This window comes from Niastella vici, from assembly GCF_002077945.1.
In the GTDB taxonomy this organism is placed as follows: Bacteria; Bacteroidota; Bacteroidia; order Chitinophagales; family Chitinophagaceae; genus Niastella; species Niastella vici.
The window spans coordinates 92,959-106,861 of the sequence record NZ_LVYD01000113.1 but is presented as its reverse complement, the minus strand read 5'-3'; the positions used below and the strand labels follow the sequence as shown (position 1 = coordinate 106,861).

Below are 13,903 nucleotides of genomic sequence, written 5' to 3'. Positions count from 1 at the left end.
ATTCCTATCATTAATGCACTTTTAAGGTGAGTAGGAAGATGCTGGGGCACAATATTGCAGGATCATAATAGCTTTGTAAATCATCTTCGAATAGTAGTTAGTATCTCCCTGCCACTAATTCAGGACATACGCCAGTCCAAACTGTGCAAAACAACTGCGGCACAATTTTTTATTTATATATACTAAAACATACATTATGAAAAAGTTTTCAATAATTGTTGCTATGCTTATGGTGATTGGTGTCTCAATTAGCTCCTGTAGTGCCGGTGCACACATAGGTACCAAACATCATGGAGTAAGTGCCGGTGCACAAGCTCATTAAGGATTTAAATCAATAGAAAAGTGTACCGGAGTGGTGTATTAAATCAATCCCTACGACGCCAATAACTTACAAAGCCCGCGAAAGTGGGCCTTTATTCATTTGTTCGGGGCACTTTTAATGCCTTGTAAAGTATTACTTTCAAGGCTTTTTCTTTTAAGGTGTGTCAAATTTGTGTCGCATTTTTCCGCTTTCGACCACTATTAATGACACGATGCAACACACTTTTTGATTCAGAAATCGAATTATTAGCAACTCGTTATGCGGATCTGTCAGGTGCGCAAATCGCCTATAGCATGTCTCTAATGTTGAGATCGAGGCCATCTACTCGCATTGTTATTTCCTGGCTAACACATAAAAAACTTTGGTTACCGGTCTGAATTGGTCAAGGTGTAAATAGTATAGTCAGGGTTCTCTTTGTCAGCTTCTATTGATTTTTTAAATCCAAACTTCAACAAAAGTTTGGTTGACTGCTGATTGCCATTATGAGTAAATGCTTCTATTTTTTGAAGCTGCAATGTATGAAAGGCATAGTCAATAACTTTTTCAGCCGCTTCTTTCATTATTCCCTGTCCCTGATAATTTGTCAGAAGTTCATAACCGATCTCGCACTTATTTTCTTCGTTTAAAAAGCTAAAAAGGCAAATTGTTCCAACAAAGGTGTTACTGTTTGTCAGGGTTATTACCCAATAGATCCCATCATTTTTTTCAATGGTATCATTTATCTTGTTGATAAAGTTGATTGCGTCTTCAATTGTCTGGCTTGGTTGTCTTTCAAGATACTTGTTTATCTCCCTGTCAGAACGCAAGGCAAAAATACTTTCCCCGTCATCGGTTGATAATTGTCTAAGAGTTAGTCTTGCGGTTGTCAAAGTTGGAAAGGGTGTAAAGGATCTATTTACCATCCTATCAGATTTTTATTTGGCAATGTTGACCGTTAACACTTAAATATATGCCGTTAACTTGTTTTTACCTAAAATTATTAGCATATACCGGCTTATGCCGGTCACTATAAAAGTAAAATCGTATACTCACCTTGTTCGTAACCACCTCTTTTGTAACTTTAAAAGGATAGTTCACTAATTCATTACATTAATCATTATCAAATGAAAAAGATCAAAATCCTTTTGTTGTTGCCGCTATTGGCCGGCACGTTGCTGTTAAGCTCGTTCTCCCCCTGGCAGCAACACCATGCGAATTATCCCGTAGTGATAAGAAATTACGCATGGTATACTCCTGCCGGACAGTTCGTAGCATGGAGTACGCTGGCAAATGCACTGGTTGTAAGCGGCGATGATCTGGATCCTACCAATGGTACCCTTGACCTGGAGGGTTATACCGATGGTGGCCCGGATGTACCACCATCGGGTACGCTGGTGTATAAGCTGTATTCGCATCCATAGCACCAGCAAACGATCAGCATTTCCTTAAAGAAACATATTGACTATAAAAGGCTGTCGAAAACCGGCGGCCTTTTATTATTTAAATTTTTACTTTACCCCTTTTCGCTTAACGTTTCTTTTCAGTTGTTCACCACAAGTAAAGCTAACCGGGCATCGATTCCCTTATGGCACTTTCAGGAATTGAAAATAACTCGTTTTACCCGATTTTCTTCGCACTTCTGCAAAATACACACCCGTTGCCAGCGTTGACACATTGACGTTGATTGTTGACTGTCTGCCGGCATTGTTCATCACCAGTATCGTTATACCTACATTGCTGAAGACAGTTATTGTCGAAACCGGGTCAAATCGATTTTCATCCTGCACATAGAACATTGAGTTTACAGGATTGGGATACCAACGGTAATCAGCATCGGCTGAAGGAATTCCGGGGATAGCCGTAGGCAAACTGATCCTCATGGAAATTGAATTGCTTATAGCCGTGCAACCTGCATTGGTCTTGCCTACACATCTGACCTTATCGCCGCTTGCAACCGGGGCGTAGTTTATCGTATCCCCGGCAGTTCCACTGATGTTCTGCCATCCGTGCGAATGAGTGCTATCCTGCCAATTATATTGAAGATCCGTGCCGGAATAGGATGTGGTAGCAGTCAAATGGTTTTTAGATCCTGCTACAACTACTGTATCCCCGGAAATCCTGACATCGGGTACAGGGCTTGCCGTAATGACTACAGGAGCGCTGGCGGCACTATCCGGAATGGCGCAGGAAGCGCTACTCCGTAGCAAGACCGAGACTGTTGTATTTTTCGAAAGCCCATTGATGGTATAGGTCGGAGAATTATTTCCTATTATCACCCCATTGTTTTTCCATTGATAACCAGGTGAAGAACCCGGGTTCACCGCACGAGCCGTAATGACGATTGAGCTTCCGGCGCATATGGCGGTATCATTGATCGACAGGGAAACGGAAGGGATTACGATGCTGTTCACGGTCATTGTAATTATCCCGCTGTTTACCTGCGGCTGAAGGCGACAGGCAGCAGGGCTGGTAAGCGCACACTGAACAATGTCCTTGTCGTGTAGCGTGGAGCTATTGAAAGTGTTTGTGTTTGAACCCGTAACAATCCCGTTAACCGTCCACTGATAGCTTGATACAGGGCCGGCATTCTGTGGAGTGGCTGTAAACAACACATTCGTTCCGTTACAAACGGCAGGCGTGGCAGTTGATATACTAACGGACAGGGCAGTTGTATCCGTAACGGCCATTGTAAGAAAATTGCTCGGGGCAGGGCTGGGATAGGCACAAGTGGCAGAGCTTTTCATCAATACCTGCACCCTGTCATTTTTCCTGAGGCCTGAGCTGGTAAAGATCGCATTATTGATCCCCTGGGATACATTATTTACCTTCCAGTCATATACCGGCAGGCTGCCTGCATTCACAGGCGTCGCCGTAAATGTAATGGGGGTTCCCACGCAGGCCGCGAGGTTGGAAGCGCTTATCTGCACGGAAGCTGCAGCGCCATTTACGTGCACGGTGATAGCCTTACTGGTATCCCTGCGTTCGAGGCCGCAGATATCATTATAGATTTGAATCACCCGCACCTGGTCCAGATCCTGCAGCGTATTGGTTGAAAGAAAATTGTCAAAAATGTAACCGGTATTCTTTCCATTGATCTGCCACTGCCAAAAATAATTATGTTTATAACCGGTAGAGTCGGTAGCGGTAAAGGTTACATTCGTTCCAAGACAGAAACTGGTGTCAGTAGCTGTAACAATTAAACCGGGACTGGGAGTATAGTTTAGTTGCAGTACAAAAGTGCTGCTATAACGTCCATCCACCATGCACCGGTATTTATAGCCATTCCACGAGGCAGGGGTATTGTCGAATTGCAGGGTGCTCGTGGCTCCGCCATTGAGGTTGGCATTATTAACGACATTGGTAAACCCGCTGCCGGCATCCTGCTGCCATTGATAAATCTTACCGCTGATATCAGACCCCAGCGTGTTACCACCTTGTTTACTCGTACACATGGGCGTGATGACCGGAACATTGACCGTATTTTTATATACAATGACGATTTTGTCATCACTACCGGTCGACGCAGCAAGGTCAGGTTTGCCATCCCCATCAAAATCCGCCGCTGCAACTGCCTGGGTAAAAATACCGGTGGAGTTGGCGCCAGGTCCATATACCAGGCTGTCCAGTTTGGGAGTGCCGGGCAGGGAGCTATTTTTTTCCATAATAATTTGGCGAAATGGTCCGTCGGTGGCAGAAATTACATCAGGTTTAACGCTTCCGCTGAAATTTGACACGCATCCTCCCCAACCACTCGTAAAATAATTATTTGGTTGCAGACGCATGACAACAGGAGGCAGAAAAGAAAAGTTCCCCACAGTACTGTTGTTCCGGAATACGCAGATATTAACGTCATTGCAAACAACAATGTCCGGTATACCATCCTTATCGAAGTCCACGATTGAAATATAGCTGCCGTTCAAACTGTAGCCTGGCACGCCTACACTAACAAATGGAGCGAGAGAAATATTTCCCCCGCTGCTGGTATTCCGATACAGTAATAAACTGCCTGAGTTGGGATCTCTTCCGTAGGCGACAACATCTTTCAACCCATCGCCGTCCAGGTCACCGGCAGCGATCCCGATAACCGTCATCAAAGAAGTGAAGTTTTGTGTGGCGCCAAAAGACAGGGCGCCCGGCACGCTTGTATTCCTCATTACAGACACGCAATAGTCAGAAAATGCCGTCACCGCGATGTCATTTCTTCCATCATTGTCCAGGTCCGTAATAACCGCTTCCTGGGTGCCTCTTCCGGCGGGGACCAGGTATTCCTTTTCAAATGAAACGACGCCCGGACTGCTTGCATTCCGAAGCACTTTCACCAACTTGTCATTTGTTGGCGACACAAGGTCGGGAAGCCCGTCGCCGTCCAGGTCGTTTATAGTAAAATGACCGAATGTGGGAAAGAAAATTTGACCGATATTCACTCTTGGTGCAAAGGAAAACCGCCCCCCTGTGGTTGTATTACGGAACACCACCACCGAATCGCCCTGTCCTGCGCTTATATTTACAACCAGGTCAGGTTTTCCGTCACCGTCAATGTCTTTCCCCTGCAGGCCGGAAGGGATTCCCGCGCCTTTATTTATAATAATGCCCTCGGTAAAGGAATTAGGTGTAAAATTAGCAGCGCTGTCAGCGAATGGCACATGGAAAGGGGATAGGGATTCTCCCAAAAGGCCATTGTCTTTGTTAAGCACCTGGATAGTACCGAGGCTTGCCCCAACAGGCACCGTACATACAAGCTGCCCCGAAGAAGCCGACTGCAGCTTCGCCGGAACAGATCCAAAAAAAACATTGTTCTGTGAAGCGGTGGTGCTAAATCCGCTGCCGGTGATTGTTACTGTGGATCCTGCTATGCCCGCTGATGGACTGACGGCCTGGATCACCGGAGGCGCTGAAGCAGGTGGCGGATTATACGTGAAGCCACCAACCGGAACAATGCCATAGAATTGCTTCAACGTGATAGTTCCTGTAGCGCCGCCTGCAACGACAGCAGTAATCACCGTGTCACCTATAACAGTAAAGGAAGCCGCAGGCGTACCACCAAACGAAACACCTGATATATTGGTGAATTTTGAACCGGAGATGGTTACGAACGTGCCGGCACTGCCCGATTTTGGATAATAAGAAGATACCCTGGCGATGCCTCCTGCATAAAACTGCGGGTATTTGGTGAGGGTGTCGGAAATTCCTCCGGCAGTAACGATCAGCTGTATCGTATCAACGCTTCTGACGATATCATGTGTATAGGTCGCGTTATAGCTCGTGCTTACCAATGATCCGTTAACCAGCCATTGGTACTGGCACCCTGTTCTGGAAAAATTCAACAACTGAACGTTGCCGGCTATATACATCCCTGAGGTATCTGTTTTAAAATAAGCAGCAGCTATGGGAGTTCCTCCGCCATTCGTGGTCATTTCCAGGTAGCCATGGCCGCCACCTGCCCACAATTGTGTGGCAGACAAGCACTGCAGGTCATTGTGGGAATAACCCAGGTAAGTGAAATTGGTTTCCCGGGAGAGGGGTTCCCAGGTTACGCCGCTGTTGGTTGTTTTATAAACACGGTAAGGAGCTACCAGGGCATAGCCGGTATTGACGTCGGTGAACCGCATCTTATCGCAATTGAAAGGAGTGGCATCAATGTCGTTTTGAAGGGTCCAGCGCACGCCTCCGTTTGTTGTTTTATAAAAATAGCGGTCCTGCCCGCTGTACATACTTAGCCATCCCACGTTGGCATCCAGGAAATACGCATAGGTTAGAACGCCTGTTTGCGGCAATGTGATTGGCTGCCACCACGCGCCGCCATTACTGGTCTTTATTAACCGGTTGGCATTATAATCGGTACTGATCGCAATTACATTATTGTTATCAACTGCCTCAAGGTGGTCAAAAAAGGTGGCGGACCACGTTGACTGCACCGACCAGTTCATCCCTTTGTCCGTCGTCTTCAGCACCCGGTCTGCATCCACCGCATAGCCGATATTATCATTTTGAGGAAAAACCATGTCCTTGATCCCTGTCCTCAGTGTCGAAGGATCAAACTGGGAATGGAAGACCAGCTTAAAAGAATTGCCAGCATCGGTAGAATATAAAATAGCCGGTACCAGCCCGTAATCGCCATATACGATAAGGGTATTCTTATCGAAGGCCTTCACACCCTCGATACCAAACCCAAAGGTTAAGTTGACGTTCGTATAGCTGCCGTAATTGACGTTACTGAGGGTGATAAATTTCTTTGTATAGGTTCTGCCGCTGTCGGTCGTATAGCCGATCCATTTCGCAAAAGCTACATAGCCTTCATTCGGTGAATAAAAACTTATTTTATTGAGATGGTTATCCGGATCAGCATCCTGGTACATCTGCTGCATCTGCGCCAAAGCAGACGAAAGGGAAAAAATATAAATAATAGCAAGGGATAAGAAGCCTTTAAAGGCTGTTTTCAGGTAGGAAAGTTGCATTGACGTGAGTTTAGGGCCTAATAGGATGTAAATATATTCAATTATTAGCATTAGGCCAGTTGATAAACTTAAATAGCAAAACGTTGAGCTAAAAATTGACACTTTAATTTGTCTGTCATAATGGCAATGACATAATTATTGTGTTGAAAAGCAATTGGAACTGTATTAATTCAATTTACAAATGAACAGTACATTGATTTACACCTCCCGGGAACTCAAAATTTGTTGGCAAATGACCAGAAGGTTCGAGTTATCATGAACAATAATTAAGTAGCCTCCTGATGTCGCAAAAGAGGTAGCGTGACGCTCTTGACGTATAAATCTGTATATTGTCGCATAATCGTTGTGAAAATGAGCCAAAGTGGCAAAGTAACCCTACAAAGGGATAAAAAAAGACGTAATATTCCAATCACAGGTTAGCGGTCATTGTATGGCGATACCCTACAAACTTTTGAGCAAATAATATGCAAGAACAAAAAGGGAAATATGAGGGCTTACAGAATGATGAGCTGGGAATAAAGATTCGCTCAAACGACAATCCTTATCTTTCAGTTGATATTCAAAAAAAATTGCTGCAACCTCGCAGATTATCTTCTTATTTTATTGTATTAATTGAAAGCGGTTCAATTTCATACAATTTAGACTTACAAGACTTTACGCTTACCGACGGGCAATTGCTTTTTGCAATGCCAAATCAATTATTTACGCCACCCGCTAAAACAGACAATCTAAAATATTTCAAGCTGCTGTTTGATGAAAATACATTGGCATTGCTGCCACAACAATTTCCCTTTTTGGTGAACCCTTTAAACGCACAAACCATTGTTCTTGACAGTGCTGCAAAAGAAAGAGTAATAAAGGTTTTTGGAATTTTAAATCAGCTACTTCACCTGGATAAATATGAAACCGACACTGAAATAATATTAGCTTATTTGAACACATTGCTATCAGAATTAAACAGCGCTTATTTCAAAAACAAAGAACCCCTCAATCCCTTAAACACTAACCTTTCAAAGTTTATCGAGTTCAAATTGGTCGTTGAAACGTACCTGACAGAGCAACCTTCTATCAACGCAATTGCAGAAAAATTAGCCTTATCTACAAACAGTTTATATCGGATTGTAAAAGAATATTCCGGGACATCGCCAAAAGATTATTTTATTAACCGTTTGATAACGGAAGCTCAGAGAAGATTGCGTTATTCAAATACTTCTATCAAAGATCTGGCCTATGAATTGGGCTTTAATGACCCTGATTATTTTTCAAGGCTCTTCAAAAAAAGCACAGGCAAAAGTGCAAGTGAGTTTTTGCCCAGGCAAGATTTGTCGGGGAAATAAAATGAATTGTCCATTTCCGCTATTTTTTGGTCCTCTACTTTTGCCTCATAAAATTCACATAAGAAATGAAATTTGCATTAGTAACAGGGGCTAACAAGAGCATTGGCTTTGAAGTTGTAAAGCAACTTGCTCAAAAAGGAATTTATGTTTACCTCGGCAGTCGTAATTTAGAAAATGGTATTGAAGCCATTGGTAAATTAAAAGCGAAGGAATTAAACAATGTAGAAGTTATTCAGCTTGACATTACAGATGACGAATCAGTAATTAAAGCCCGTAAGGAAATAGGTAAAAAAACAAAAGTGTTGGACATACTTATTAATAATGCGGGTATTTACGGTGGTTACCCACAAACGGCACTTGACTCAACTATTGACCAGTTTAAAGCAGCTTATGATGCAAATATTTACGGCGTGGTGCGAGTTACACAGGCATTTATTGATTTATTGAAAAAGTCGGCAGAACCTCGTATTGTAAATGTAAGTTCAAGTCAGGGTTCAATTACCCTGCACAGCGACCCAACATATAAATACTACGACTACAAAGGCGTTGTGTATCTTTCTTCAAAATCAGCCTTGAATATGTACACTGTTGTTTTGGCATACGAATTAAAAAATACCAACTTCAAAATAAATGCCGTTTGCCCGGGATATACAAAAACAGATTTCAATGGACATCGTGGGCCCGGAACTGTTAACGATGCCGGAAAACGGATAGTAAAATATGCTCTAATTGACAATGATGGCCCAACAGGAAATTTTTTTAGTGAGGAAAATAATCCTGAAACAGGAGAAATACCTTGGTAACGAAGATTAATCATAAGAACTGAAACAACGAACCGCTAACAGGGTATTTGCAATATGGCACCTGCTAATACAAGCGAAAATGAATCGTCTTTCATAATTGCGCACACGTATGAAGAGGTGCTGGCAGGCATCAGCATGCGATGCCTGCGGATAGGATAAGCCGGCTTAGTGTGACATAGAAGTATGCTTCTATTGTGCAACTATATTTTCAAGCGTTACATGAAATTGCCCGAATTCCCAGCCACCTTTTGAACCGGCAATCTGGTCAATTTTATCTTTCTGAATTTTATCTACTACCTGTTTAACACCTATTTTAAAAGGCGCCTCAATGGTGAGCATATTCATATTTAACCCTGCTGCATTGGTGATTGCGTTCATATTTACATTGCCCTGCAGTTGCTGAATGTTTGCCTGGTCTTTATAATATTCTTCCGAACCCAGGTAGCCGGGTTGTGTCATTTTCGCATCTCGTTTTTTCATGGCCTCATTGGCTTTATGCAGGTTATCGAGGTTTTTCATACGAGCCGGGTCGGGTCGTATGTTGTTAGGGTCGTACCCCATCCCTTTTGCCATTTGGCGCATCATATCCATGTCGGCTTTGCCCTGCGCTGTTTGCATATAACCGGGATCATTCCCGTGCTCCCGCAATCTTTTGGCAGCTGCATCAACCTGGGCTTCTTTTCCGCTGAACTGCGCTGCTTTGCTTTGCATGTTTTGCGCCTGTACCTGCATTTTAGCCATATTTACCGAACCTAGTGTAGCCATAGCCAGACTGTTTAACATAGGTGCATTGAAATCGCTGCCGTCCGATGCAGTATAGGTTTCATTGTCTCCGCCGAATTTGCTGAAAGCAATTTTAAAAACCGGGTTGTCGTCGCACATATTCACCGTTATTGAAACCGGCGCAGAAAAAGTTTGCGGACTTTTATAAACGGCCACGCCCTGGTCGGAAGTAAACACAACATCCACTACTTTAAATTCCATATTATTGCCATCAACAGGTTCCCATACATAACAGCCACCCTCCTGTAATTTACATTGAATGGTTGTTTCGCCGATTGCCAGGGCATGGTATTTCCCGCCGTTATCGTCATGGCCCTGCGCTTCAAAATCAACCTTTAATTTGAAATGCATAAAATCGGTCACCTTTGTCATCCATTTCTGCAAATTTTCTATTGACGGGCCTTCTCCGCCGTGCATTAAGGCAATTTGTCGCGGCAGGTAAATAAAAGCGGGGAAAAGATTATACTGATATTGTTTGGTTAACCGTTCTTCATATTTATCAAAATAAGTTTGCAGCCAATCAGAAGCATAGGTCATGGGCCTGCTGTCGTTAACGGAACCGCCTGTTATCAGGGCATATCCGCGTGTACAGGCCAGCAAAAATTTTACACCGGCATACTCCATTTCGGGATGCGTTTTATATTGTTTTGCCATCTTCAACGCTTTGTCCTCATACACCCGTTCAACCAGCCAGGTTACTTTTCCCAGCATGTCCTGACCTGATAATTTTTTCATGCATTCAGGCAGCCGGTCATACTCCTCAGCCGGGTATCCATCCTTGCCACCCAGCATGGTCCAGGCCCTTGTAATGGCCAGTAAGGTTTTTATCATATCGGCTTCCGGTTGCATCGATTTCGCAACAAAGGCATCTACCTTTTCTTCGCTTTGATCTTTTCCTTTGGGCGCTGAACAGTCATAACAAAAAGGGTCAACCGCAGGTGGTACCGGCACTTCGGGTGGTAGGGTTTTATGGGCTTTGATCCAGTTGTCTATTTCCTTGTACTTTGGCCAGGCATTGGTACAAAAGTTTTGCAAAATCGCATGGATCTTATCTTCGTCGGTTGCAAACGGGTCGCCGATGTTGGTTTGCGCTGCCGCCGCTATACAGCTTATTAAAAAGATGGGTATTAAAAGTATATTTTTCATCCTGTATTATTTTAAGTTTTGCAAAATGCCCCCGGCGCTCATGTCTACAGGCTTTGCCGTACCTTTCATGCCTGTTTCGGCGCTGATGATAAAATCGCCGCTCGCTGTAATGGCGCCGTTAGGCAGGTATTTATCAATTTTATCATTCCCGCTTTTTACAGCAGCCGAGCCGGTAAGGTCGGCACTTCCTTCAACCCCATAATTCGTTACATGACCATTTTGAAAAGTTATAAAAGCATCCAGGCTCACTTCAGCGCCCAGGCCCAACTCGCCTACTGTGTGCCCGCTGATGTTTACATCTTTTGAGGCAGATTTCTCCAGCTTTTTGCCGATGTAGATCTTTGTTACATCCTGGCTTTCCTTTTCGCCAAACTTTGTATCGATGTGCAGGGCGCCGAACCGCAGTTTCAATTCATCGCAGGTCATGATGATGCCGGCCGGCGCTTTGTTGAAATCATAATTCCCGGTAGGTACATTACATTTTTCCGGCCAGGTTTGCAATTTCTTTAAAGGGGGATTGATTGCATCCGCTGCGGCAATGGATATTACAGGCGGATTATCAACGCATGGCTTCGATATATGCAATATATCCACTTCACCGCCTATACGAAGACAGTCGTCGAGCCAGGCACTGTATTTCGTCATTAAATAGTTTTGTACTTCTACCTGCCGCTTATGATTCAACCAGGTATTCAATTGCGGATGATGTACCCGTTTTATAAATGGCGATGTGCTGGCAATATACCAGTTCACGTTATCAAGCCATTGTTTAAACAGCCTGCTCCAGAAACCAAAGTAACCTGAATAATCACTGTTCACTACGGCTAAGTTGGGTTTAGCCCAACGGCACATACAATCTGAACCGGCCTGGCCCGCACAGGCATTGATCATTTTCGTTAACTGATCGCCCATTCGTATAGTGTTATTAAATGCCATCTCCTCCTTTATCATTTTTTTGCCAATCCATATGTCGCGCTTATTAAATTCAAGCGTTACCCGTTGAAAGAGCTTATATTCCGGTTCGTAGTTATAAGGAATGATGAGATCGCCCTGCTCATCGCGGTAGGGTTCTTTTTTCCAGGCGGGTAAGGCAGCTTGTTCGCGTGATATAGCTGTTGCTGCTTTTTTCTGTTCCAGTAAAATTTCTTGTTTTAATTGCCGTATATCATCCATGTGCTCATAAAGACCAAACGCATCATAGGAAAAGTAAGCAGTCAACGCCGGCATTTGCGGCAGCATATTCGCCCCGCCACCGGGGTTAGGCTGGTTGTCGTTTTCGTTATTATTATCGAACAGGTGATTTTCAAAAGGGTCGGCTTTTCGCACGTCGGCGGTATTGTAACTTTCTTCTATCACATCAATCATACCCGGCGCTATTTGTTGCGATGCATTCCCGCCCCCGCTGTTGCATTTGATCCGTTTGAATAAATAGTTCATCAGCGATTTACTGTCGCCTTCCACATAGGCAATGGTTGCCAGTCCCTCCAGGGCGCCATCATGATCGTTGCTTAACTTCAACGCATCGGTAAAATATTTTTTTGCTGCTTCAAAATCGCCGTAATAAGCGGCTGTCCACCCCATATTTGTTTTTACAATTGCCGAAAGCGGCTGCCTGTTTTTATCGGCATAAACAAAACACTGAAATGCTTTATCATACAATCCTTTGCTTTTAAGAATAACGCCAAGATTATTCACATACCAGGAGTCGGCATTTTTTTGAATACCGAGGGTAAGAAGCCAGATGGCTGCCGCATTGTTGTTGCCCGCTATCCACCACATCATGCCCGTGGCGGCAGCGCTGGTATCGCCGCCGGGTTTAGCGAATGCGATTTCCAGCTCGTGCAACAACACGCCATCTATAGCAGGTTTAACCTGTGCCTGAAGCCCTGCGGCCAATTGAACAATAGCGGTTTTATCTAACACAGCAATGGCCGAAACATGTTTTGAAACATCTTTAACAGGCATATTACTTTGCCCGCCAGCACCGGCCTGGTGCTGCTGCTGATACTTGAACAGGGATTGTGTAAAGACAGCGTTCTTTTCCCGGGCAATGCAATGCATGCCTGTAATTACAGCAAACAGGAATATCAATAATTTCATGATATGGTGTTATTGTTCAATGATCCATTGCATGTTCGGTTGTGTAGTGAATGCATCTGTTGTAGTTAACAGATCGTTTTGCAAAACCAGTTTGGCGTTGGTAGATGCATTCTTTATAGTGTAGGTGTTGCGCATACCTGTTTCTTCTATCAGCCACCTGGCATTGGCTGTTTCACTGTTGTCGGAAAGCATAGCGTTATTGTCTATACTGAAAAAACGATTGCTTTGCCTGTTGCGGATTAAATAGTAGCGGGTGCCCTCAACCGGTAATAGCTCCCATTGCGCGCTGAACCAATCATAACTGATGGTTGAGCAGGCAACAGGGCCCCGCTGGTTATTCAGGTAATTGTTAGCTGCCAGGTTCCTGATACGAATAAACCCCTGGAATTGCGCAGCCAGATTACTGGTGGGCCCCAGTGAAAATGTACCCACCAGGGTATTGTTATTCATAGGAAACAACGTGGCTGTAATGTTGGGCCGTTCATTTAGCGGAACAATGAATATGCAGCTGCCCTGGATGGTTTCGTTCGGTCTTAACCAAAAGCCGATATTGGCAGGCCGCTCTTTCTGTATGGTTTTGTCGGAAGAACAATCTTTATCTTCTATAACGGCCTCTATAACACATGGCTTTGCCTGCAGGCTCATTTCTTTGTTTGTAAGCCGGGCGCCGGTAGCGTTCAGGCATCTGAACTGCACCAGGTAGTACGAAGTAGTGCTGACCAACAAACCCGATCCCTGCGGACGCAATAATATTTTTGCCTGATCGCTGGTGTTGGTGATAAAAAACTTCACCTTATACCGGCTGGCATTTCCCTTGCTTACTTCTTTTTCCTGTTCGTTAACAATGCTGTAGCCGAATGTAAGCCCGTCTTTGGTGACGGGAGTAGAATCAGTAACAGGAAATACCTGCCGGCCAAAGGACGAAAGCTGCCCGGCCATTAATAGGAATAACAACAATTTTCGCATACCGTTTTGTTT

At 44.2% G+C, this 13,903-nt stretch carries 8 protein-coding genes; 3 read left to right on the top strand and 5 right to left on the bottom strand.

What is annotated here, in order from left to right:
* Window positions 1-687: 687 nt before the first annotated feature.
* On the bottom strand, window positions 688-1,224 hold the full coding sequence (locus A3860_RS36770; RefSeq protein WP_081155594.1) for a GNAT family N-acetyltransferase: 537 nt from the start codon (window positions 1,222-1,224) through the stop codon (window positions 688-690).
* Between the two features lie 201 nt (window positions 1,225-1,425).
* Here A3860_RS36770 and A3860_RS36765 point away from each other — a divergent pair, with 201 nt between their 5' ends.
* A complete protein-coding gene (locus A3860_RS36765; RefSeq protein WP_081155593.1) occupies window positions 1,426-1,722 on the top strand; it encodes a hypothetical protein in 297 nt (98 codons plus the stop codon).
* 162 nt (window positions 1,723-1,884) lie between these two features.
* Here A3860_RS36765 and A3860_RS36760 read toward each other — a convergent pair whose 3' ends face one another.
* Entirely contained in the window at window positions 1,885-6,756 is a 4,872-nt protein-coding gene (locus A3860_RS36760; RefSeq protein ID WP_158085479.1) for an FG-GAP-like repeat-containing protein, read from the bottom strand.
* Window positions 6,757-7,220: 464 nt separating this feature from the next.
* On the opposite strand from A3860_RS36760, the gene A3860_RS36755 reads away from it, so the two are divergent.
* Together A3860_RS36755 and A3860_RS36750 are read left to right on the top strand one after the other, a co-directional pair.
* Window positions 7,221-8,093, top strand: coding sequence for an AraC family transcriptional regulator (locus A3860_RS36755; RefSeq protein ID WP_081155591.1), 873 nt, complete (start codon window positions 7,221-7,223; stop codon window positions 8,091-8,093).
* A gap of 65 nt (window positions 8,094-8,158) precedes the next feature.
* Window positions 8,159-8,896: an SDR family oxidoreductase gene (locus tag A3860_RS36750; RefSeq protein ID WP_081155590.1), complete on the top strand. Its 738-nt coding sequence runs from the start codon at window positions 8,159-8,161 to the stop codon at window positions 8,894-8,896.
* A 189-nt stretch (window positions 8,897-9,085) separates the two neighbouring features.
* On the opposite strand, the gene A3860_RS36745 is transcribed toward A3860_RS36750, so the two are convergent.
* From A3860_RS36745 to A3860_RS36735, 3 genes are read right to left on the bottom strand one after another with little or no spacing between them, the layout of a single operon-like run.
* Window positions 9,086-10,825, bottom strand: coding sequence for a hypothetical protein (locus tag A3860_RS36745; RefSeq protein ID WP_081155589.1), 1,740 nt, complete (start codon window positions 10,823-10,825; stop codon window positions 9,086-9,088).
* A gap of 6 nt (window positions 10,826-10,831) precedes the next feature.
* A complete protein-coding gene (locus tag A3860_RS36740) occupies window positions 10,832-12,925 on the bottom strand; it encodes a tetratricopeptide repeat protein (protein ID WP_081155588.1) in 2,094 nt (697 codons plus the stop codon).
* Between the two features lie 9 nt (window positions 12,926-12,934).
* The gene (locus A3860_RS36735; RefSeq protein ID WP_081155587.1) at window positions 12,935-13,891 is read right to left on the bottom strand and encodes an RICIN domain-containing protein; all 957 of its coding nucleotides are present in this window, start codon (window positions 13,889-13,891) and stop codon (window positions 12,935-12,937) included.
* Window positions 13,892-13,903: the final 12 nt, after the last annotated feature.

Bases quoted from the DNA above. Each gene is read 5' to 3' on its own strand.
- A3860_RS36735 (WP_081155587.1), bottom strand. From the start codon at position 13,891: ATGCGAAAATTGTTGTTATTCCTATTAATGGCCGGGCAGCTTTCGTCC.
- A3860_RS36760 (WP_158085479.1), bottom strand. From the start codon at position 6,756: ATGCAACTTTCCTACCTGAAAACAGCCTTTAAAGGCTTCTTATCCCTT.
- A3860_RS36750 (WP_081155590.1), top strand. From the start codon at position 8,159: ATGAAATTTGCATTAGTAACAGGGGCTAACAAGAGCATTGGCTTTGAA.
- A3860_RS36755 (WP_081155591.1), top strand. From the start codon at position 7,221: ATGCAAGAACAAAAAGGGAAATATGAGGGCTTACAGAATGATGAGCTG.
- A3860_RS36745 (WP_081155589.1), bottom strand. From the start codon at position 10,825: ATGAAAAATATACTTTTAATACCCATCTTTTTAATAAGCTGTATAGCG.
- A3860_RS36770 (WP_081155594.1), bottom strand. From the start codon at position 1,224: ATGGTAAATAGATCCTTTACACCCTTTCCAACTTTGACAACCGCAAGA.
- A3860_RS36765 (WP_081155593.1), top strand. From the start codon at position 1,426: ATGAAAAAGATCAAAATCCTTTTGTTGTTGCCGCTATTGGCCGGCACG.
- A3860_RS36740 (WP_081155588.1), bottom strand. From the start codon at position 12,925: ATGAAATTATTGATATTCCTGTTTGCTGTAATTACAGGCATGCATTGC.